This window comes from Robiginitalea aestuariiviva (genome assembly GCF_029537735.1).
In the GTDB taxonomy this organism is placed as follows: domain Bacteria; phylum Bacteroidota; class Bacteroidia; order Flavobacteriales; family Flavobacteriaceae; genus Robiginitalea; species Robiginitalea aestuariiviva.
Genome location: NZ_JARPUQ010000002.1, coordinates 1,068,462 through 1,089,858, shown reverse-complemented (window position 1 = coordinate 1,089,858; position 21,397 = coordinate 1,068,462). Strand labels below are relative to the sequence as shown.

Annotated in this window: 22 protein-coding genes; 18 read left to right on the top strand and 4 right to left on the bottom strand. The window is 54.5% G+C overall.

The window, feature by feature from the left end; all coding sequences use genetic code 11:
- Positions 1-178 precede the first annotated feature (178 nt).
- The 13 genes from OZ410_RS11625 (at position 179) to OZ410_RS11565 (ending at position 13,501) form a co-directional block, all read left to right on the top strand.
- On the top strand, positions 179-2,203 hold the full coding sequence (locus OZ410_RS11625) for a hypothetical protein (protein WP_277708134.1): 2,025 nt from the start codon (positions 179-181) through the stop codon (positions 2,201-2,203).
- A gap of 12 nt (positions 2,204-2,215) precedes the next feature.
- Positions 2,216-3,031 carry a prohibitin family protein gene (locus OZ410_RS11620; RefSeq protein ID WP_277708133.1) on the top strand — a complete coding sequence of 272 codons (816 nt, stop codon included), beginning with the start codon at positions 2,216-2,218 and terminating at the stop codon, positions 3,029-3,031.
- A gap of 191 nt (positions 3,032-3,222) precedes the next feature.
- Positions 3,223-4,080 carry an ATP phosphoribosyltransferase gene (gene hisG, locus OZ410_RS11615; protein WP_277708132.1) on the top strand — a complete coding sequence of 286 codons (858 nt, stop codon included), beginning with the start codon at positions 3,223-3,225 and terminating at the stop codon, positions 4,078-4,080.
- On the top strand, positions 4,080-5,390 hold the full coding sequence (gene hisD / locus OZ410_RS11610) for a histidinol dehydrogenase (RefSeq protein ID WP_277708131.1): 1,311 nt from the start codon (positions 4,080-4,082) through the stop codon (positions 5,388-5,390). Before hisG ends, hisD begins: the two co-directional genes overlap by 1 nt.
- Positions 5,387-6,451 (top strand): histidinol-phosphate transaminase, encoded by a 1,065-nt coding sequence (hisC, locus tag OZ410_RS11605; RefSeq protein ID WP_277708130.1) that lies wholly within the window; start codon positions 5,387-5,389, stop codon positions 6,449-6,451. The genes hisD and hisC overlap by 4 nt, the downstream gene beginning before the upstream one ends.
- A complete protein-coding gene (gene hisB, locus OZ410_RS11600; RefSeq protein WP_277708129.1) occupies positions 6,448-7,587 on the top strand; it encodes a bifunctional histidinol-phosphatase/imidazoleglycerol-phosphate dehydratase HisB in 1,140 nt (379 codons plus the stop codon). The genes hisC and hisB overlap by 4 nt, the downstream gene beginning before the upstream one ends.
- 3 nt (positions 7,588-7,590) lie before the next feature.
- A complete protein-coding gene (hisH, locus tag OZ410_RS11595) occupies positions 7,591-8,172 on the top strand; it encodes an imidazole glycerol phosphate synthase subunit HisH (protein WP_277708128.1) in 582 nt (193 codons plus the stop codon).
- Positions 8,169-8,906 (top strand): 1-(5-phosphoribosyl)-5-[(5-phosphoribosylamino)methylideneamino]imidazole-4-carboxamide isomerase, encoded by a 738-nt coding sequence (hisA, locus tag OZ410_RS11590; RefSeq protein WP_277708127.1) that lies wholly within the window; start codon positions 8,169-8,171, stop codon positions 8,904-8,906. Before hisH ends, hisA begins: the two co-directional genes overlap by 4 nt.
- A gap of 10 nt (positions 8,907-8,916) precedes the next feature.
- Positions 8,917-9,429: a DinB family protein gene (locus OZ410_RS11585; protein ID WP_277708126.1), complete on the top strand. Its 513-nt coding sequence runs from the start codon at positions 8,917-8,919 to the stop codon at positions 9,427-9,429.
- A 2-nt stretch (positions 9,430-9,431) separates the two neighbouring features.
- A complete protein-coding gene (gene hisF, locus OZ410_RS11580) occupies positions 9,432-10,187 on the top strand; it encodes an imidazole glycerol phosphate synthase subunit HisF (RefSeq protein ID WP_277708125.1) in 756 nt (251 codons plus the stop codon).
- 9 nt (positions 10,188-10,196) lie between these two features.
- On the top strand, positions 10,197-10,814 hold the full coding sequence (gene hisIE / locus OZ410_RS11575; RefSeq protein ID WP_277708124.1) for a bifunctional phosphoribosyl-AMP cyclohydrolase/phosphoribosyl-ATP diphosphatase HisIE: 618 nt from the start codon (positions 10,197-10,199) through the stop codon (positions 10,812-10,814).
- Positions 10,815-10,868: 54 nt separating this feature from the next.
- Positions 10,869-12,011 carry a vWA domain-containing protein gene (locus OZ410_RS11570; RefSeq protein WP_277708123.1) on the top strand — a complete coding sequence of 381 codons (1,143 nt, stop codon included), beginning with the start codon at positions 10,869-10,871 and terminating at the stop codon, positions 12,009-12,011.
- 11 nt (positions 12,012-12,022) lie between these two features.
- Entirely contained in the window at positions 12,023-13,501 is a 1,479-nt protein-coding gene (locus OZ410_RS11565) for an AAA family ATPase (RefSeq protein ID WP_277708122.1), read from the top strand.
- 88 nt (positions 13,502-13,589) lie between these two features.
- On the opposite strand, the gene OZ410_RS11560 is transcribed toward OZ410_RS11565, so the two are convergent.
- Positions 13,590-14,090 (bottom strand): hypothetical protein, encoded by a 501-nt coding sequence (locus tag OZ410_RS11560; protein ID WP_277708121.1) that lies wholly within the window; start codon positions 14,088-14,090, stop codon positions 13,590-13,592.
- A 270-nt stretch (positions 14,091-14,360) separates the two neighbouring features.
- Between OZ410_RS11560 and OZ410_RS11555 the strand changes: the two genes are divergently transcribed.
- The 3 genes from OZ410_RS11555 (at position 14,361) to OZ410_RS11545 (ending at position 16,977) form a co-directional block, all read left to right on the top strand.
- Positions 14,361-15,173, top strand: coding sequence for a tRNA pseudouridine synthase A (locus OZ410_RS11555; RefSeq protein ID WP_277708120.1), 813 nt, complete (start codon positions 14,361-14,363; stop codon positions 15,171-15,173).
- 2 nt (positions 15,174-15,175) lie between these two features.
- Complete coding sequence (gene corA, locus OZ410_RS11550; RefSeq protein WP_277708119.1) at positions 15,176-16,270, top strand: magnesium/cobalt transporter CorA; 1,095 nt, start codon at positions 15,176-15,178, stop codon at positions 16,268-16,270.
- A 209-nt stretch (positions 16,271-16,479) separates the two neighbouring features.
- Positions 16,480-16,977 carry a Dps family protein gene (locus OZ410_RS11545; RefSeq protein ID WP_277708118.1) on the top strand — a complete coding sequence of 166 codons (498 nt, stop codon included), beginning with the start codon at positions 16,480-16,482 and terminating at the stop codon, positions 16,975-16,977.
- A gap of 46 nt (positions 16,978-17,023) precedes the next feature.
- On the opposite strand, the gene cysM is transcribed toward OZ410_RS11545, so the two are convergent.
- The gene (gene cysM / locus OZ410_RS11540) at positions 17,024-17,911 is read right to left on the bottom strand and encodes a cysteine synthase CysM (RefSeq protein ID WP_277708117.1); all 888 of its coding nucleotides are present in this window, start codon (positions 17,909-17,911) and stop codon (positions 17,024-17,026) included.
- Positions 17,901-18,692, bottom strand: a complete 792-nt coding sequence (gene epsC, locus OZ410_RS11535) for a serine O-acetyltransferase EpsC (protein ID WP_277708374.1) — start codon at positions 18,690-18,692, stop codon at positions 17,901-17,903. Before epsC ends, cysM begins: the two co-directional genes overlap by 11 nt.
- Positions 18,693-18,810: 118 nt before the next feature.
- On the opposite strand from epsC, the gene OZ410_RS11530 reads away from it, so the two are divergent.
- Positions 18,811-19,488 (top strand): DUF2461 domain-containing protein, encoded by a 678-nt coding sequence (locus OZ410_RS11530; protein ID WP_277708116.1) that lies wholly within the window; start codon positions 18,811-18,813, stop codon positions 19,486-19,488.
- Here OZ410_RS11530 and OZ410_RS11525 read toward each other — a convergent pair.
- A complete protein-coding gene (locus OZ410_RS11525; RefSeq protein WP_277708115.1) occupies positions 19,474-19,884 on the bottom strand; it encodes a glyoxalase in 411 nt (136 codons plus the stop codon). The two genes, OZ410_RS11530 and OZ410_RS11525, sit on opposite strands and share 15 nt — an antisense overlap.
- Before the next feature lie 133 nt (positions 19,885-20,017).
- Here OZ410_RS11525 and OZ410_RS11520 point away from each other — a divergent pair, with 133 nt between their 5' ends.
- Entirely contained in the window at positions 20,018-21,376 is a 1,359-nt protein-coding gene (locus tag OZ410_RS11520; RefSeq protein ID WP_277708114.1) for an NAD-dependent succinate-semialdehyde dehydrogenase, read from the top strand.
- Positions 21,377-21,397 lie beyond the last annotated feature (21 nt).

Here is a 21,397-nt window from a genome sequence, read left to right as displayed (position 1 = left end):
CTCCGGGCCCTGACCGGGCCTCCCGGCCAGCACCTGGGGCAGGCAGCATAGAATCTTAAATCCAAAGGCTATGTTACTGGCTTATATTGGTGTTGTGCTGATACTCGGGCTGGTGGTTTACGGAGTAGACCGCCAGGTTAACCGGCACCTGAACCAAACCGAATCGTAAATACCCGGAATGTCCGACTACCCTGTTTTGTGGATTATCGCCTGTGCGGTCCTCAGCCTGGGTTGGGCAGTATTCCAGTACTACTACAAAAGCAAGCCGCAGCCCCGGCGCCCGCTGCTTGCCCTGCTGCGTTTTTTTGCAATTTTTGGCCTGCTCCTGCTTCTGGTAAACCCATCCCTGGTGCAGAATGCTGCGCATATTGAGAAGCACCGACTCTATATTTTACTGGATAACAGTAGCTCTGTAGATAGCGGTCAGGCCCGCATTGCCATGGAGGAGGGTTTGGTATTCTTCAGGTCCGACACGGAGCTCCGGGAGCGATTCTCCCTGCTTCCCTATCGGTTCGGTCAGGGTATAGCCCAGGGCGATTCTCTGGATTTTTCAGACCCGCAAACCGATATTACCGGGGCGCTTCGACAGACTTATGCGGCAGCAGCCACCCAACCCTCTGCAGTGGTATTGCTTTCGGACGGCAACCAAAGTGCCGGTGCCGGCTATGCCTATGCCATTCAAAATGGGGTTCCTGTTTACCCTGTTGTTGTAGGGGATACGGCCGTTTATCGGGATTTGCGCCTGGACCAGCTCAACATCAACAGGTATGCCTTTAAAGGCAACAGGTTCCCCGTAGAACTACTGCTTTCATACACCGGCACCGATCCGGCAAAAACCGAATTGGTCGTACGCGATAATGATCGTGTAGTTTACCGGGAGACCCTGGAATTCCGGGCAGGTGGGCAGGCCCTGCGGCGAAACCTGACCCTGGAGGCCGGGGCAGTCGGGTTCCATGGGATATCTGTATCCATTACCCCTTTGGAAGCAGAGCGCAATACCCGGAATAACCAACTATTGAGCGGCCTGGAGGTTATAGACGAACAGGTGGATGTGCGACTGGTAAGCACCCTGAACCATCCGGATATCGGGGCGCTCAAACGTAGTATTACGGCCAATGAGCAACGCACCTTTCGCGTGCAGAAACCCGAAGAGGCCCTGGAATCCCTGGAAGGGGCAGACCTTTTGATTTTTTTTCAGCCGAACCCGGATTTTAATGCCCTGATGCAGGCCCTGCCCGGGCGACGCATCCCGGTATGGACGCTGACTGGCCCGGATACCGACTGGGACTTTTTGAACGGGGCCCAACAGACGTTTGAAATGGTATCGCCCGGGCCGGATGAATTGATTTTTCCGGAGCCTGACCGGGCCTTTGATTATTTCGATGCCGGCGAATGGCAGGTAAGCGATTATCCACCTCTGGAAGGGGTGCTGGGCGAGGTACGCATCCTGCCTGAGCACCAGACCCTGCTGGGGCAAACGGTAAAAGGGATTTCCCTGGGGGAGCCCTTGCTGGCTTTGGTCAAAGCGGAACCCAGGGAAGCCGTAACCCTGGGGGCCGGCCTCTGGCAATGGCGGATGGCGGATTTCCGGGAGACCGGGAATTTTGAGGCTTTTGATGCCGTGGTAGGCAAAATGATACGTTTTCTCACGGCCGAAGGAAGTGCCAGCCGTCTGACCCTGGACTATCGGGCCATTTACGAACAGGGCGGGCAGGCAACACTCAAAGCGCGATATTTTGACGAAACATTTGCTTTTGACCCCAATGCGCGCCTTGTCCTGAAGATAGGCGGCGCCCAGGGTGGGGCACAAGACCTGTACCCTATGGGGTTGCGCTCCGGATATTTTGAAGCCGATCTATCAGGGCTGAGCCCCGGGGAGTACAGCTTTATTGTGGAGGAGGAGGATTCCGGTCTGAGTCGTTCCGGCAGGTTTCGGATAACCGCTGTCGATGCAGAAGGGCGCAGGTTTTCCGCGGACCTTGCCAGCCTCCGGCAATTGGCAGTTGGTTCCGGAGGAGCCCTGTATTACCCCGACAAATTGGAGGAATTGAAGGATTATTTGCTGCAGGCGCCCGAATTCCGGCCGGTCCGGAAAAACGAGCGGATTGTCGTATCTTTAATCGACTTCAAATGGCTGCTGGCTTTGGTACTGGCAAGCCTGGGAACCGAGTGGTTCCTGCGTAAATACAATGGAATATTATAAATCGAATTACTTATGGACAGATTACCTAAAATAGCCCTGCCGGGCATCTTGTTTATCATTTTCCTGATTATCCTGATCTCCAAATCCGCCGTTACGGTAGGTTCCGGGGAGGCAGGGGTACTGTACCGCACCTTTGGCGACGGGGTGGTCACCGATGAACCGCCCCTGGGGGAAGGGTTCCACCTGGTGGCCCCCTGGAACAAGGTGTTTATTTACGAAGTACGCCAGCAGGAAGTGTATGAAAAAATGAAAGTACTCTCCAGTAACGGCCTGGATATCCAACTGGACGCCTCGGCCTGGTTCCAGCCCAAGTACAGCGAGCTTGGTAAATTGCACAAGGAGAAGAGTGAGGAATACAAAAACCGTATCCTCCTCCCGGCCATCCGTTCCGCCGCCCGCTCCGTGGTAGGGCGCTATACTCCGGAGCAGCTGTATTCCACCAAGCGGGACGCCATCCAGAAAGAGATCTTTGAGGAGACCAAAAAGATCGTGGACGACCAGTACATCCAGCTCAATGAAGTGTTGGTGCGGGACGTAACCCTGCCGGAAACCATCAAGGAGGCCATCGAACGTAAATTGCGACAGGAACAGCAATCCCTGGAATATGAATTTCGCCTGGTTAGTGCCGAAAAAGAAGCGGAGCGCCAACGAATCGAAGCCCAGGGTAAGGCAGATGCCAACCGCATCCTGAGCGCTTCCCTGACCGATAAAATCCTGACGGACAAGGGGATCGAAGCGACCCTGAAACTTTCTGAGTCCAATAACGCCAAGGTAATTGTGGTGGGCAGTGGGGATAATGGCCTCCCCATAATCCTGGGAAATAATTAATCCCGCCGGCTTTTTGATTTGGAAAGTTTGTGTTAATTTAGCACCCTCATGAAGAACATGGTATCACATCATCATTCCGTTGTCCACGCTCAGGCGAGGTAGCGAACTATGTTGTGACGCCATCATATTCCGGACCCGTTTGAGCAATCAAGCGGGTTTTTTTATGTCATCGCCAAATTGGAGTAAACCTTATGCAAACCATCAAGATCGCCGTACAGAAAAGCGGCAGGCTTAATGAAGATTCCCTGAAAATCCTGAAGGATTGTGGGGTTTCCATAGACAATGGAAGGGACCAGTTGCGGGCCCAGGCACGGAATTTCCCCCTGGAGGTTTTTTACCTGCGCAATGGAGACATCCCCCAATACTTGAGGGATGGGGTAGTGGACCTGGCCATCATCGGGGAAAACGTCCTTTTTGAAAAGGGTCCGGACCTGGAAGTAGTTGAAAAGCTGGGCTTTTCCAAATGCAGGGTTTCCCTGGCCGTACCGAAAAGTGCGGCATATGACGGTCCGTTGTCCCTGCAGGGCAAGCGCATTGCCACCTCTTACCCGAATACGCTGGCCCATTTCCTGGAAGGCCATGGGATTGAGGCGGAAACCCATATCATTAACGGGTCGGTGGAAATAGCCCCGAACATTGGTTTGGCTGATGCCGTCTGCGATATTGTATCCAGCGGCAGTACCTTGTTCAAAAACAACCTGCGGGAGGTGGATGTAATCATGAAAAGTGAAGCCGTTCTGGCCGTTTCTCCTAAAATCGGGGGAGCCCAGCGTGAAATCCTGGAGCAGTTGCGATTCCGGATCCAATCGGTCCTGAAAGCCCGTGGCAACCGCTATGTGCTCATGAACGTGCCCAATGCCCAATTGGATGCTATTATTGACCTGTTGCCAGGTATGCGCAGCCCTACGGTACTTCCCCTGGCGGAGCCGGGCTGGAGTTCTGTACACACCGTAATTTCCCAGGATCGTTTCTGGGAAGTGCTGGACGAAGTAAAAAAGGCAGGGGCCGAAGGTATCCTGGTGTGTCCGATTGAAAAAATGGTACTCTGATGAAAGACGTAAAGGTTTATCGGTATCCCGAGACCTCCGAGTGGTCGGCTCTCCTGAGTCGTCCCCAAATGGATGCAACCCGGGTGGAAGACACGGTAAAAACTATTTTTGATGCGGTTGCACAGGAAGGGGATAATGCCGTGCTGCGGTACACCCGGGCCTTTGACAATGTAACCCTGGAGGCCCTGCCATTGACCCCTGCAGAAATCCAAACCCAGGCGGCAAAGGTGCCCCAGGCCCTGAAAGCGGCCATCGACCTGGCCTACCAAAACATTTACGCCTTCCACGAGGCCCAGCGCACAGGCCCTGTGCATCTGGAAACAATGCCTGGTGTGGAATGCTGGCAGGAAAAAAAGGCCATCGACAAGGTGGGGATCTATATTCCGGGCGGTACCGCACCTTTATTTTCGACAGTGCTCATGCTGGCCATCCCCGCACGGATAGCAGGTTGCCGGGAGGTGGTACTCTGTTCACCCCCGGACCGGGACGGGTCCCTGCATCCTGCGATCTGTTATGCTGCCTGGAAATGTGGCGTAACCACCCTGTGTAAAGCCGGGGGCATACAGGCCATTGCAGCCATGACCTTTGGGACCGCGAGCATCCCGGCGGTATATAAAATATTCGGCCCGGGGAATCAGTATGTAACCCAGGCAAAACAATGGGCTACCCGCCTGGGGGTTGCCATTGACATGCCGGCCGGCCCTAGCGAACTTATGGTGGTGGCGGACCAGACGGCATATCCGGAATTCGTTGCTTCGGACCTGCTAAGCCAGGCAGAACATGGCCCCGACAGCCAGGTGCTGCTGCTTACCGACCAGCCGGACCTTCCTGCCCGGGTACAGGAAGCCCTCGGCCGGCAACTGGAAGCCCTGCCACGCAAGGAGATTGCACGGGCCGCCCTTGAAAACAGCACCCTGGTGGTGCTATCCGGGAAGCAGGAGCTGGCCGATATGATCAATGCCTATGGCCCGGAGCACCTGATTATCGCCCACCGGGATGAAGATTTTCTGTTGGGGGAACTCCGCAATGCGGGGTCCGTCTTCCTGGGCAATTACAGCCCGGAAAGTGCCGGGGATTACGCCTCGGGCACCAACCATACCCTGCCTACCCACGGCTATGCCCGTCAATACAGCGGGGTAAACCTCGACCATTTCACCAAAGCTATTACCTACCAGCGCATCCAACCAGATGGTATTCGTGTCCTGGGGCCTGCCGTGGAGGAAATGGCCGCTGCCGAAGGGCTGCAAGCCCATAAAAATGCCGTAACCCTGCGGCTGCAGGCCTTAAACGTAAATACCCGAACGCCATGAGTACCACTACACGCATCTCCCAATGGGTGCGGACGTCCGTAAAAGGGCTTAAACCTTATGCCTCCGCCCGGGATGAATTCAGCGATACCAGCCGCCCCATGGTACTGTTGGATGCCAACGAAAGCCCGTTTGAAACCGGGGTGAACCGGTACCCGGATCCCCAGCAACGCGCTCTGAAAACGCTGTTGGCAGGGCAGTTGGGGGTATCGGAAGCGCAAATGCTACTGGGAAATGGCAGCGACGAGGTCCTGGACCTGCTTTTCCGGGCCTTTTGTGAGCCCTACAGGGATACCGTGATAACCCTGCCACCCACCTTCGGGATGTTTAAGGTGCTGGCCGGGGTCAATGCCGTGGGGCATATTGAAATTCCGCTGGATCATAATTTTCAGCCCGATGTAAAGGCCGTGCTGGACGCTTCTGGGCCAAATACCCGTATCCTGTTCCTCTGTTCCCCGAACAACCCCACCGGCAACCTGATGCACCCGGACCGCATCCGGGAATTGGTGGAAGGGTTTTCGGGCCTGGTGGTGGTAGACGAAGCTTATGTACAGTTTTCGGCATCCCAGGAGCTGGTGGCAGACCTGAAGCGCTACGATAACCTGGTCCTGATCCGGACTTTTTCCAAGGCCTTTGGCCTGGCGGGCATCCGACTGGGCCTCTGTATGGCCAACCCGGAGGTGATTCGCTACCTGAACCGGATCAAGATGCCCTATAACGTTAATGAACTCACGCAACAACGGGCCCTGCAGGTACTCTCAGACCCGGAGCGCGTGGACAGGGATGTAGCCCTGCTTCAAGCCGAACGACAGCGGCTGCAAGAGGCGCTGCGGGGCCTTACCCTGGTGCAGCACATCTTCCCTTCCGAAGCGAATTTTCTGCTGATCCGGGTGGACGATGCCACCCGCCGCTATACCGAATTGCTGGAAGCCGGAATTGTGGCCCGTAACCGCTCTTCAGAACTGCAGTGCGAAAATACCCTGCGGATTACCATAGGCACCCCGGAGGAAAACGACCGCCTGCTGGAAGCCTTAACCCAACTCGATAAAACACACCTCTTATGAAGCGCAAGAGAGTCCTCTTTATAGACCGGGATGGCACCCTGATCCGGGAACCGGCTGACGAGCAAATAGACGCCTTTGAAAAACTGGAATTCCTTCCCGGGGTGTTCCATTACCTGGGACGTATTGTACGGGAACTGGATTTTGAATTGGTTATGGTGACCAACCAGGACGGTTTGGGCACCGAAGCATTTCCAGAAGATACCTTCTGGCCTGTACAACAGTTTATGCTGCGCACCCTGGAAGCCGAGGGGATACACTTCTCGGCAGTCCACATTGACCGTACCTTTCCGGAGGAAGGGGCTCCCACGCGCAAACCCGGAACCGGTTTGTTGGGCGAGTATTTCGGGGATGGCTACGACCTGGAGGGCAGTTTTGTGCTGGGCGACCGGCTTACGGATATGGAGCTGGCCAAAAACCTGGGGGCTAAAGGTATATTTATCAACAGTCACCCGGAACTGGGTGCAGGCGAGGTGGCTACTCCCAGTTCGGATTTACAGCCCGTTATAGCCTGGGAAGGCCAATCCTGGGAGGGGATTTATGCCTTCCTGAAGCTGGGGTCCCGGGAAGCCGAAGTTCATCGTAAAACCGCAGAAACCGAAATCGACATCCGCCTGAACCTGGACGGAAGCGGAAAAAGCCAGATCCGTACAGGACTGGCCTTCTTTGACCATATGCTGGACCAGCTGGCTCGCCATGGCCAGATGGACCTGGACATTCGGGTAAACGGTGACCTCGAGGTCGATGAACACCACACCATAGAGGACACGGCCATAGCCCTGGGAGATGCTTTTTACCAGGCCCTGGGATCCAAAATGGGGGTGGAGCGCTACGGGTTTACCCTGCCGATGGACGATTGCCTGGCCCAGGTAGCCCTGGATTTCGGGGGGCGCAGCTGGCTGGTCTGGGAGGCGGAATTCAAAAGGGAAAAGATCGGGGATATGCCCACAGAAATGTTCTTACATTTTTTTAAATCCTTTGCCGATAGTGCACGGGCCAACCTGAATATTAAAGCGGAAGGGCAGAATGAACACCACAAGATCGAGGCCATCTTCAAGGCCTTTGCCAAAGCCGTGAAAATGGCGGTAAAACGAGACCCGGACCGGATGGTGCTGCCCTCTACCAAAGGTATATTGTAAAGCATGGACGTAGTCATTATCAATTATGGGGCAGGGAATATCCAGAGCATCCGCTTTGCCTTTGAACGGCTGGGCATCCACCCGGAACTGAGCGACCAGGCCGAACGCATTGCCCGGGCGGACCGGGTTATCTTTCCCGGCGTTGGGGAGGCAGGCTCTGCTATGGAAAAATTAAAACACACCGGCCTGGATGGTTTGATCCCACAGCTTCGGCAGCCGGTTCTCGGCATCTGCCTGGGTATGCAGCTGATGTGCCGGCATTCCGAGGAGGGAGATACACCAGGACTGGGTATTTTTGATACGGAGGTGGTGCGTTTCGGGTCACACCTGAAAGTGCCCCAGATTGGGTGGAACCAGATAACAGGCCTGAAAAGCCCCCTTTTTAAGGGGGTGCCGGAGGGTAGCTATATTTACCTGGTACATAGTTTTTACGCCCCGCTCTGCGCGGCAACCACGGCCACCAGCTCCTATGGGCCGGAGTATAGTGCTGCCCTGGCCAAAGGCAATTTTTACGGGGTACAGTTTCACCCGGAAAAGAGCAGTACAGTGGGTGCACGCATCCTGAAAAACTTTTTGGAATTATGAGGATTATTCCAGCCATAGACCTGATCGGGGGCAAATGCGTTCGCCTAACCCAGGGGGATTACGGGACCGCCAAGACGTACTCGGACGATCCCCTGGAAATGGCCAAAGCCTTTGAAGACCACGGCATTCGCCACCTGCACCTGGTAGACCTGGATGGGGCAAAGGCCTCCCATATCGTAAACCACAAGGTATTGGAACGCATTGCAGGGCATACCGGCCTGTCCGTGGATTTCGGCGGTGGGTTAAAATCGGATGAAGACCTGAGGATAGCCTTCGAATCCGGGGCAAGGCAAATCACCGGGGGCAGCATCGCCGTAAAAGACCCGGATCGATTCCTGGGTTGGCTCAGGTCCTACGGGCCGGAGCGTATCATTCTGGGTGCCGATGCCCGGGATGGCCGGATTGCGGTATCCGGCTGGCAGGAGGAAAGTGCCCTGGAATTGGAGCCCTTTATCCTGGAATACCTGGGTAAGGGCGTACACTATGTAATTTGTACAGACATTGGGCGGGACGGCATGTTGCAGGGCCCGGCAATGGAGGCCTACCAGGGGCTGCTGCAAGCGGCCGGGGGCCAGCAACCGGGAGGGGCTTTCCACCTCATCGCCAGCGGGGGCATCAGCCGGATGGAAGACCTGGAGCAGCTCCGAGAACTGGGGTGTGAGGGGGCCATTGTCGGGAAAGCCATTTACGAAGGACATATTTCCCTGACAGCCCTGGAAAAATGGAACACCTAAATCCTTTATTATGGATCCGAACTGGCTGAAGGAATTCAAGGAAAACAGCATTTACCGCCTGGATGAATCTGAGCGGATGATCGGAAGGGCGCTCGAAATCCTTCCGACGGAACGCTTCTGGGAACAGCCCAACCCATCCTCCAACAGCGTGGGCAACCTTTTGCTTCACCTTTGCGGCAACCTGAGGCAATATGTGGTGAGCGGCCTGGGAGGTGCCCCGGACCATCGAAACCGCACCCGGGAATTTCTGCCCCAACCCAACCTGGGCCAGCAGGAAACCTGGGCGTTGTTTACAGGAACGCTTGCCGAGGTGCGTCAGGCCATTCACCAGGCAGGAGAAGAAGAATATTTGAAGGTCCGTTCGGTACAGGGCTTCCGACTGAGCGGCCTGGGGATGGTGCTCCACGCCGTGGAACACCTGAGTTACCACACCGGGCAGATTGCCTATGCCGTAAAAGCCTGGGAAAACAAGGACCTGGGGTTTTATGACGCCATGGACCTGAATGTAAAAAACGAAGACTGAACATGCTGACCAAACGCATCATCCCCTGCCTGGACATCAAGGACGGAAGAACCGTTAAGGGGGTGAATTTTGTTAACCTGCGAGATGCCGGGGACCCTGTGGAACTGGCTGCTGCCTATGCACGGCAGGGGGCTGATGAACTTGTTTTCCTGGACATCGCTGCCACAGAAGAGAACCGCGGCACCCTGGCCAGGCTGGTGCGTAAGGTAGCCGAACAAATCGATATTCCATTTACGGTTGGGGGCGGGATTTCTTCCGTGGCGGACGTAGACCTGCTGCTGCACAACGGGGCGGACAAGGTTTCCGTGAATTCGGCAGCAGTGCGAAACCCCGGACTAATCGATGCCCTGGCCAAAAAATTCGGCTCGCAATGCATTGTTGTGGCCCTGGATGCCCGGCAGGTAGGGGAGGCCTGGAAAATTCACCTGGTAGGGGGGAAGGTGCCCACCGAACTGGACCTTTTTGCCTGGGCGCGGGAAGTGGTGGATCGGGGAGCCGGAGAGTTGCTTTTCACCAGCATGGACCACGACGGTACCAAGAACGGTTTTGCCAATGAAGCCCTGGCCCGGATGTCGGAGCAGGTGCCAGTTCCCATGATAGCCTCCGGCGGGGCAGGAAAACCAGAGCATTTTGCAGATGCCTTCCGGGAAGGCCTGGCAGATGCGGCCCTGGCTGCCAGTGTATTTCATTTTAACGAAATCCCGATCCCGGAATTGAAACAGTATCTTTCAGGGCTGGGAATCCCGATGCGGATATAAAAAAACACCATGGAGCACATCGATTTTGAAAAGGCCGGCGGGCTGGTCCCCGCCATAGTACAGGACGCCGACACCCGCAAGGTGCTGATGCTCGGCTATATGAACCCGGAGGCCCTGGAGGCAACACGGAAAAGTGGGAAGGTTACGTTTTACAGCCGCAGCAAGAACCGCCTTTGGACCAAAGGCGAAGTCAGTGGAAACACCTTGCACCTGATAGATATCCGAATTGATTGCGACGCGGATGCCCTCCTGGTATCGGCCCGGCCCAGCGGCCCGGTATGCCATACCGGTACCGATACCTGCTGGGGTGACACCAACGAAGGCGGGCATGTCTTTCTTGCCTACCTGGAAAGCGTAATCGCCTCCCGCCGCGCGCAGGCAGAATCCCCGGAAGGGGCTTCCGGGAGTTATGTAGCTTCATTATTTGCCGGGGGCATCAATAAGATTGCCCAGAAGGTAGGGGAGGAGGCCGTGGAAACCGTTATTGAGGCCAAGGACGCCAACGACGACCTCTTTCTTGGGGAAAGTGCGGATTTGTTGTTTCACTACCTGATTCTGCTGCAGGCCAAGGGGTTTACCCTGCAGGACGTACTGGGCGTCCTTCAGGAACGCCACCGGCAGCGTTAAGAATTCTTAAATGCTTTTTGGGGATAGCCAATTGTCGTATTTTTAGGATTGGCTATGGAAAGAAGAAAAGGATTTCGATTTACCAACTTCGAAGCGCCCGAGAAGAGCCCCTTCGAAAAACTGTTCGATATTTTTCAGGAGCTCATCACCCATACCTCCGGGGACGTGGAAGAAGCCCTGGACTGGCTCCGCCAACTGGACCAGGAATACGAACTCACCGACGACCAGTATACCATAGACGATTTTATCGAAGACCTGAAAGCCAAGGGATACCTTCGGGAAGAACCGCGTTACGGGCCGGAAGGGGATGGCCCGGGGGAGCCGGGCAAGCCGGACCTGGCTATTACTTCCAAACTGGAGCGCATGCTGCGCCAGCGGGCCCTGGAGCAGATTTTCGGCAAATTGCGGCGCCGGGGCAGCGGAAACCACCGCACCGGGAAGGCCGGGCCGGGAGACGAACACACCGGGGACTTCAGGGCCTATCGGTTCGGGGACGGGCTGGAACGGATTTCAATGACCGAAAGCCTGCGCAATGCGCAGGTGAATCATGGGATGGACCAATTCCGGCTGGACGAAAGCGACCTGGTGGTAGAAGACACCCATTTTAAAGCACAGATGAGTACCGTGCTGATGATCGACATCAGCCACAGCATGATCCTCTATGGGGAGGACCGCATTACCCCGGCCAAGAAGGTTGCTATGGCCCTGGCCGAACTCATTACCACCCGCTACCCCAAAGACACCCTGGATATCCTGGTTTTTGGCAATGACGCCTGGCCGATTAGCGTAAAGGAGCTGCCTTATCTTAAAGTGGGGCCCTACCACACCAATACAGTAGCGGGGCTGGAGCTGGCCATGGACTTGCTGCGCCGCAAGCGCAATACCAACAAGCAGATCTTTATGATCACCGATGGCAAGCCATCCTGCCTGAGGCTACCGGACGGGACCTATTACAAAAACAGTGTGGGCCTGGACGATTTTATTGTGGAGAAGTGCTACAACATGGCCAGCCAGGCGCGGAAACTCCACATCCCCATTACCACCTTTATGATTGCCCGTGACCCCTACCTGATGCAGTTCGTACGGCATTTTACAGAAGCTAACAAAGGAAAGGCTCTGTTTACGGGCCTCAAGGGGCTGGGAGAAATGATTTTTGAAGACTACGAATCCAATCGCAAAAAACGCCTGAGGGGCTAATACCCAAATTCATGACGCAACACGAAGAAAAAGCACCAACCCTGAATACCCTGGGAGCATTAAAGGCTTCGGGCTACGTTTCCCGCTCCATCAAGGACGAAATCCGGGCCAACCTGATCCGTCGTATCCGCGAAAATACCCCCGCCTTTGAAGGGGTGTGGGGCTATGAAAACACGGTCATTCCACAAGTGGAGCAGGCCCTGTTGTCTCGCCACCATATTAACCTGCTCGGGCTGCGCGGGCAGGCCAAGACCCGGATGGCCCGGCTCATGGTGAACCTGCTGGACGCCTGGATCCCGGAGGTGGCCGGTTCGGAAATCCACGATGATCCGTTCAACCCCATTTCCCGCTTTGCGAAAGAGCGCATTGCCGAACTCGGGGACGATACCCCTATAAACTGGGTACACCGCAGTGAACGCTTTTATGAAAAATTAGCCACGCCGGACGTGACCGTGGCCGACCTGATCGGGGATGTAGACCCCATAAAAGCAGCGAACCTGAAGCTGTCCTATGCAGACGACCGGGTGGTGCATTTCGGAATGATACCCCGTGCCAACCGCTGCATTTTCTGCATTAATGAATTGCCGGATCTGCAATCGCGCATTCAGGTAGCCCTGTTCAATATACTGGAAGAGGGAGATGTGCAGATTCGCGGGTTTAAGGTGCGCCTGCCGCTGGACCTGCAATTTGTTTTTACAGCCAACCCGGAAGACTACACGAACCGGGGGTCCATCGTGACCCCGCTGAAAGACCGGATCGGCTCCCAAATCCTGACCCACTATCCGGAAGACATCGCTACAGCCCGCCGCATCACCGAACAGGAAGCGGGTGTGACCCAGGCCCAGGACCAGGGGGTGCACTTGGTTGATGCTGCCCGCGATCTGTTGGAACAAATCAGCTTTGAAGCCCGGGACAGTGAATACGTAGATCGTAAAAGCGGCGTTAGTGCCCGGACCAGCATTACCGCCCTGGAGAACCTGATGAGCACGGCTGAACGCCGGATGTTGCGCAACGGGGACACGGAAACCTGGGTGCGGTTAAGCGATTATATGGGGGTGATTCCTGCGATTACCGGAAAAATTGAACTGGTATACGAAGGAGAGCAGGAAGGCGCCGATACGGTGGCCGCCCATCTGATTGAGGAAGCCGTAAAAACCTTGTTCGACCGGTATTTCCCCTCCATTCAAAAGTTGGAACACAAAGATGCGGAAACCCCGTATGACGAAATTGTACAGTGGTTTTTTGAAGGAGAAGGCCTGGAGTTGGAAGATGAAGTGACCGATGCCGTATACAGGGACCTGCTCGACAGTGTAAAGCCCCTTGGTCGGTTGGTGACCCAACAGCAGCCGGATGCAGATGTCGATACCCGTTATTTCTTAATGGAACTGGCACTTTGGGGGTTGGTGGCTCACGAAAAGCTCAGCAAAAGCCGGTTTTCGGAGGGTTTCCAGTTTAAGGACCTGTATGGCAACTTTATCCGCGGCTTGTAGGATTCGCGCCAAAATCCCCTGCTTACAAATAAAAAGCCCCGGGCATACACCCGGGGCTTTTCGCCACAACATAGGGACTCCTGTGCCTTTAAGGCCAGGAATCAATATTTTCATTGATATGGTCAAAATCATATACCCCGACCTGTTCCCGGCGGTGCCGGAAGGCCGTGAGGGTTAACAGGACCAGAAAAACCTGCAGGGCAAAAATCAGGATGCCCAGGGGCAGGAAGGTTTCAGGGATAATATGGGCCTGAAAATCCCTGAAACTGCTCAGGATATACAGGGTGTCCAGACATTTGAATATATAGATGGCCAGTACGGCGTACATCCCGTATTCTACATTTCGCATCGGAACATCAGGGTATTCGGATTCCCGGATTTTGAACCCGACTACGTAGAGATATACAAAATGCAGGATGGTAACCAGGGGAAAGATAAAATTGTCCACCTTCAGGAAATAGAACTGATTGGAATACAACCCATAAAAATTGAATACGATCAGCACCGGGATCAGGACAATGCTCGAATAAAAGCAGGTTTTCCAGGGGATCAGGTAGGTTAAGAAAGAAGATTTCAGGCGGGGAGACACTATATATTCAGTAAGAATTTCCTTATCAAAACGCGACGGGAAATCGAATATTTCCCGTAAATCGACAAACGGTCACGAATGTTGTAAAGCCGTTCTATTCCGTGGTGAAACCCGCAGGAACGCCCCCCGAGGGATACCGTTTATCGAGACGCGCGGCGCAAGATGGTCTATGGCAGAGAATAGTAAACGGGCCAAAACCGGGTTTAGCCCCCCACATATGCGGTTATTATGTTGGTCCGAAGCCTTATTTTTGAAGTAAACCGTTCCGGCATGCCCGTAGTTCCATCCCAATATTTTTTGCTGCGATTGCAGTTTATGGGTTTTCGCTACCACGGTTGGCAACACCAGCCCGGGCAGCAGACCGTAGAGGGGATGCTACGAAAAACCTTCAGGTTTGTTTTACCCGGTCACCAGGCTAAATTTCTGGCCGCCGGCCGGACCGATGCCCGGGTTTCGGCCTGGGATTTCCCCGTACAGCTAATCCTTAAAGGGCCCCTGCTGGAGGATATAGCAGGACTGGAGGCGAATATTGCCCGGAACCTGCCACCAGATATCCGCCTGCTTGGCGTGCAGCCGGTTCCTCAAACCTTTAATGCCATCCGGGATTGCCGGGAAAAAACCTATCGTTACCTCTTTACCACAGGGCATAAGCCACATCCCTATACTACCGCCTGGGTGGGTTTCCTGCCGGGGCTAACCGATGTCCCGGCCATGATGGCTGCCGCTCCGATCTTTGAAGGCAAACACCATTTTAATGCTTTGATCACTTCAGCAGGCCCCCGTTCCAAAACCTACCGTGAGGTTATATCATGTCGCATTTCTCAAAACACCTGGCTAACGGCAAGTATAATGCCTGATCCTTGCTATGTGATGGAGGTACGTGCGCCGGGCTTCGGCCGAAACCAGGTTCGGTTGATGGTTGCCGCCCTGGCAGCAATAGGCAGGGGGGAATTGGACGCCCAAACCCTCACCTGTGTTTTAAAGGGGGAATCGGACTGGAAACCGCAGCATATCGCCCCGGCTTCCGGACTCCATTTATGGCGCACGGAGTTTGACGGGCCTCACAAAAATACTACCTTGTAGTTATGGCCAGAAAACTACCTCCCCTGCCCAAAGTGCGCAAAGTTTTGCCCAGCCGGCGGCGCAAGAAGATCGGGAAAGCCCCGGGTACCATTACCTACCTGGGGTCCCGGGAAGGGCTCGTGACCCGCATAGAGCGCATTGTATACAACGAAACCCGATATGAAGAAGCCTTAATTGAGGACCCTACAGTACTTGGGCGCCCAAATGGGGAAGCCCATACCGAGTGGATCAATGTCATAGGCCTCAGCGATGAGGCACTGATGGACCAGGTCGGGCGCAGCATTGGCCTGAATAACCTTACCGTAGAGGACATCCTCAATACCGAGCAACGCCCGAAGGTAGACGAATACGAAAACTATACCTTCGGGGTATTCAAAATGCTCTACCTGAGTGCGGATAGCAAGATTGTAAAGGAGCACCTGGCCCTGGTCCTGACCGAAAACCAGGTTTTCCTCTTCCAGGAGGTGGAAACCGACGTCTTTGACGGGGTACGCAAGCGCCTGGAGGAAAAATCCGGTCGTATCCGCAGCCGGCAGGCAGATTACCTGTTTTTTGCCTTGCTGGATGCCATTGTTGACAATTATTTCCTGGTTTTGGAATTTACGGAGCGGCAGATCGATGAACTGGAACAGGAGGTATTTGGCAAACCTACCCAGGACACCGCTTACCGTATACAGATGTTGCGCAAGGAAATTATTACCATTCGCGGATGGATGGCCCCGGTCAAAGAACTGGTCAACCGGCAGGTCAATACGGAATCCGCCCTGATCCGCCAGGATACCCGGCTATTCTTCAAAGACATCCTGGACCACACCCAGGAAATCAACGATTCCCTGCAGATCCAGCGGGAAATGGCGCTGAGCCTGATGGAGATGTACATGAGCAGTGTCAGCAACCGGATGAATGAAGTCATGAAGGTCCTCACCATTATGGCTTCCATATTTATTCCCCTTTCTTTTATTGCCGGGGTCTATGGCATGAATTTTAAGAATATGCCGGAATTGGAATGGGAGTATGGCTATTATGGCATCCTGGGGCTCATGGGGCTGATCTTTCTAGGCCTGATCCTGTATTTCAGACGTAAACGCTGGATCTGATCCTGCGCATTCGGGTAGCCTTTAAGGGCAGCATTGCGCTGCGAATTCGGGACTTCTTAAAGACCTTTAACAGGGTTTAACATTTTTTATCATAAATGTTTTATAAAAGAGTTAAAACGCTTTTATATAAGGTTTTATATTTTATATTCTATAGTAAAGGTTTAAATAATTAAACCAGAAACTAAAGTAGAATCCCTGAAATACAAGAAATGAATTATCTGAATATGAAAGAAGAACAAGTGCTACCGGTAGTAGTGGAACTCAATACCCTGCTGGCGGATTATCACTTGTATTACCAAAAGCTGCGGAATTTCCATTGGAATATCCTGGGACGCAACTTCTTTGACCTGCACGAGAAGTTTGAAGAGCTTTACGAGGATGCCCGCGGCAAAATCGATGAAATTGCCGAGCGCATCCTTACCCTGAGGTACCATCCAATGAGCAACCTGAGCGCCTATATGGAAACTTCATCTATCGAAGAAAGTGATATTTCCCTGGAAGACCGGGAGATGGTGGGCGAAATCCTGAAAGCCCATAGCATCCTGTTGCGTCAGATGTCCAGGGTAGTGGACAAGGCTGAGACCGTAGGGGACGAGGGAACCGTAGACCTGATCGGGGCCTACATCCGGGAACTGGAGAAAACCAGTTGGATGCTCGATGCCTGGAACAGGACCCCCAAGGAGTCCCTGAAGACGGCCGCAGCCTGATCCCTGCAGCATTCTCGAAATTAAAAATGCCCGGCAGGGCGTTTTTTTATGCATCAAACAGATCGGAGGAAAGGTACCGGTCTCCCCGGTCGCAGACAATGGACACAATGATGCCCTTATCCAGTTCCTGAGCCAGGCGAACGGCCGCTGCCGCTGCACCCCCGCTGCTCATCCCTGCAAAAATCCCTTCCTCGGAGGCCAGCCTGCGGCTCATGGCCCTGGCTTCGACTTCGGTAACTTCCAGAATGCGGTCCACGCGCTCGGGACTGTAAATGTCTGGCAGGTAGGCCTCCGGCCATTTTCGGATACCTGGGATGCTGGAGGCGTCGTCCGGCTGTACCCCTACAATCTGAATGTCGGGGTTTTGCTCCTTCAGGAAGGTGCTGGTCCCCATAATCGTACCGGTGGTGCCCATGGCACTCACAAAATGGGTGACCTGCCCTTCGGTGTCGCGCCAGATCTCCGGCCCCGTGGTTTTGTAATGGGCTTTCCAGTTGTCCGGGTTCCCAAATTGGTTCAGCATCTTGTACCCGCCTTGTTGCACCTGCGCCTGGGCATAATCCCGGCTGCCCTCTATGCCTTCTGAGGCCGGGGTAAGGATGACTTTGGCCCCATAGGCCTGCATGGTTTGCACGCGTTCCCGGGTGGCATTTTCGGGCATGACCAGTTCAATATGCAGCCCATACAGCCGCGCAATCATAGCCAGGGCAATGCCGGTATTCCCGCTGGTGGCCTCAATGAGGCGGGTTTCCTTCCCGATTTCGCCCCGCTCCAGGCCGCTTCGTATCATATTCAGGGCCGCACGGTCCTTTACGCTCCCCCCCGGATTCTGGCCTTCCAGTTTAAATAAAAGGCGCACGCCGGGTTTGGTCACCAGGCTCCTGCTTTGTACAAGGGGCGTATTGCCGATCAGGGATATCAGGTCAGCCGACATGCTGGGTCTTGATTTTGATTTCCGGGGAATGAAATACCTTGGAATTCGGTGGGACGGAATGGGTAAGCCAGGCATTCCCCCCGATCACGGAATTGGCTCCAACCACCGTATCGCCCCCAAGGATGGTGGCATTGGCGTATATGGTCACATTGTCCTCGATGGTGGGGTGCCGCTTGGTTTGCTTCAGTTGTTTGGCCACATACAGCGCCCCCAGGGTTACGCCCTGGTAGACCTTTACATTGTCGTGTATCACGGCCGTTTCCCCAATTACCACCCCTGTTGCGTGGTCGATAAAAAAGGATTTTCCGATTTGGGCGCCCGGGTTGATGTCCACCCCGGTCTGCCGGTGGGCGTATTCCGTCATCAGGCGCGGCACCAGGGGAAAGCCTTCGCGGTATAGTTCGTGGGCCAGGCGGTAAATGCAAATGGCGTAAAAGCCCGGGTAGGCCATATAGACCTCCTCCATCGAAAGGGAAGCCGGGTCGCAATCCGAAATGGCCTTGGCATCCAGGTTGAGCTTATCGAGCAATTCCGGAAGGCGTTGTACGTAACGCTCCCAGACTTCACCGCAGGAAGCATTCGGCTTCCAGCACGCCAATTCCACCAACTCCCGGAAATACGCCTGCAGGCGTGGCAGGTTCTCGGCCACCGGGGTTTCCTGGTCAAAAAGGGTCAGGAACAACAGGTCGGTAAACCTTTCAGTTTGCCGCTTCAACCGGAATTTCAAACAAGGGTTGTTCTTCCGGGACTCGATCAGATTCACGATTTCCGCGTGCTTCATAGACTTCTTCTTACCCTCAAAAGTAACTATAAAATCCATCGGCGGACAGGGGTTTTACGTAACTTTAGCATTCCCTGCACAATGGGGGCACTAACCTGATTCTCAAAAAACCAAAACTTTGGAAACCTTTACCCCGGAAGCCCTGGAATTCCTGAGCCAGCTTAAACAGCACAATACCCGCGAGTGGTTCGAGCCGAGAAAGGCCGCATTCAAAAAACACCAGCAGGCCGCCAAGGCTTTTTATGGCGGACTGGAAGCAGCCCTGAATACACACGACGAGATCGAGAAGTCCAAGTTGTTCCGCATTTACCGCGATGTGCGCTTTTCCAGGGACAAATCCCCCTATAACCCGCACTTCGCCGGCTCCTTCAGGCGTGCAGGCACCCAACGGCGCGGCGGGTATTACCTCAGGGTTCGTCCTGGGGAATCCTTTGCCGCCATAGGTTTCTGGAACCCCGAACCCAAGGACCTGTTGCGGATTCGAAAAGAATTGGAGGTAGACGCCGGCCCCTTTAGGGAAATTATCGGAGCTCAGGATTTTTTAAAGGCATGGGGGCCGATACAAGGCGAGCAGGTGAAAACCGCCCCTAAGGGATTTAGCAGGGAAGACCCGAACCTGGATCTGATCCGCCTCAAGCAGTTTATTTTTACGCGCCCCTTTGCAGACCAGGAAGTTCTGGCCCCGGACTTTATGCTGCAGGTAAACCATTTATACCGGGCCGCTCGACCCTGGCTGGACCTGATGAGCGAAATCCTGACCACGGATGTGAACGGGACGCCCTTAGGGGACCAGTGAGGGAAGATCAATGAGCTGCAGCTGATCCTTCAGCCTTTCTATGACCATTTTCATCATGCGCTTATTCAGGGCAGAAGAATTCTGGATGTACAACTCGTATTCCTCCAGGGTGAATTGCCCCATGATCATCCCTTTAAGGGAATTCCTGAACTTGATATCCTTCTGAATGGCATTTTCGATATAGCGTTGTTTGCCTTCCAGGGTAAGGCCAAAGAACTGTCCTTTGTGCTTTACGGCGTAGTTGCGGAAGGCAGCCACCAACAGATCATTCTGCATCTTGATGACAGGGCGCAAGGTGGCGTTCTGGAACTGCTCGTCCGGGGAGGTATGTGCCAGTACCTGTGCAGTGGCGAGGGTGGGCCGTATGTGGAGCAGATCGGCCGATCGATTCCTCATTTCGGGTGTTTTTTTAAAAGTAATTAAAAGCGGGAGGCGTGCCGGAAGGCAGGTCCGAAGTTGTTAACGGCTTTATGAACAACGATCCCCGCAAACCCCTTATCTTTATGGAAACCAATCCTTAACCTGCCTTATGGTACGCTCTGTAAACCCCTTTAACGGCGAAGTATTACACACCTACAACCCCCTGGATGCCAAGTCCCTATCCGACCGGATAGTGCAGGGGGACCAGGCTTTTGAGTCCTGGCGGGAAACCTCCTTTGACCATCGGAAAGCCGGCATGATCAGGGTTGCCGAACTCCTGGAAAAAAACCGGGATCACTATGCCCGTACCATTACCCTGGAAATGGGCAAACCCATTGCCCAGGCCCGGGCAGAGGTAGAAAAATGCGCCTGGGTTTGCCGGTATTATGCCCAGGAAGCCGAAGGGCAGCTTGCCTCCCGGGCCATAGCCACCGATGCGCAGGAGAGCTATGTGCGCTACGATCCGCTGGGAGTAATCCTGGCCGTAATGCCCTGGAATTATCCGTTCTGGCAGGTTTTTCGCTTTGCGGCTCCTACCCTGATGGCCGGCAATACAGCCTTGCTGAAACACGCTTCTAATGTATGGGGCTGCGGCCGGCTCCTGGAGGGGATTTTCCGGGAGGCCGGGTTTTCGCAGGGCGTATTCCAGCATTTGGAGGTGGGCAGCGACAAAGTTGCCGGTATCCTGGAGCACCCTGCAGTGAAAGCAGTTAGCCTTACAGGTAGTACACGGGCCGGCAGGGCAGTGGCTGCGGCGGCCGGGCAGCACATCAAAAAAGCCGTACTGGAGCTGGGAGGAAGCAATGCCCTGGTAGTCTTTGAGGATGCAGCCCTGGAGCCCACGGTAGAAACCTGCCTGCAGGCCCGGTTCCAGAATTCGGGCCAAAGTTGCATTGCAGGGAAACGCCTCCTGCTGCAAAGCGGCGTGGCGGATCGGTTCCTGGAGCAGCTGGAACACCAAATTCGGGGTCTTAAAAGCGGGGACCCGATGGATCCGGATACCTATATCGGGGTGATGGCCCGGGAAGACCTGGCTGCCGAATTGGAAGATCAGCTAAAGGCATCCCTGAAAATGGGCGCCCAATTGCGTTTTGGAGGCAATCGCCAGGGCGCTTATTTTGAACCGACCCTGCTTACCGGGGTCACCCCGGATATGCCGGCCTTCCGACAGGAAACCTTTGGGCCCCTGCTGGCGGTAACCGTGTTTGAGTCGGAGGAGGAAGCCCTGCGTCTGAGCGGGCAAACCCCGTTCGGTTTGGGGGTTTCTTTGTTCACCGAAGATGCAGAGCGTGCCCGCCGCCTGATCCCCAGGTTGGACGAAGGGGCCGTATTTATCAATGATCTCGTGAAAAGCGACCCCCGCTTACCTTTCGGGGGCGTTAAGGGTTCGGGTTATGGGAGGGAGTTGTCCGAAGCCGGGATCCATGAGTTCGTAAATGCCAAAACGGTATATTTTAAAAAACAATAATCATTTGTTTTTAAATGGTAT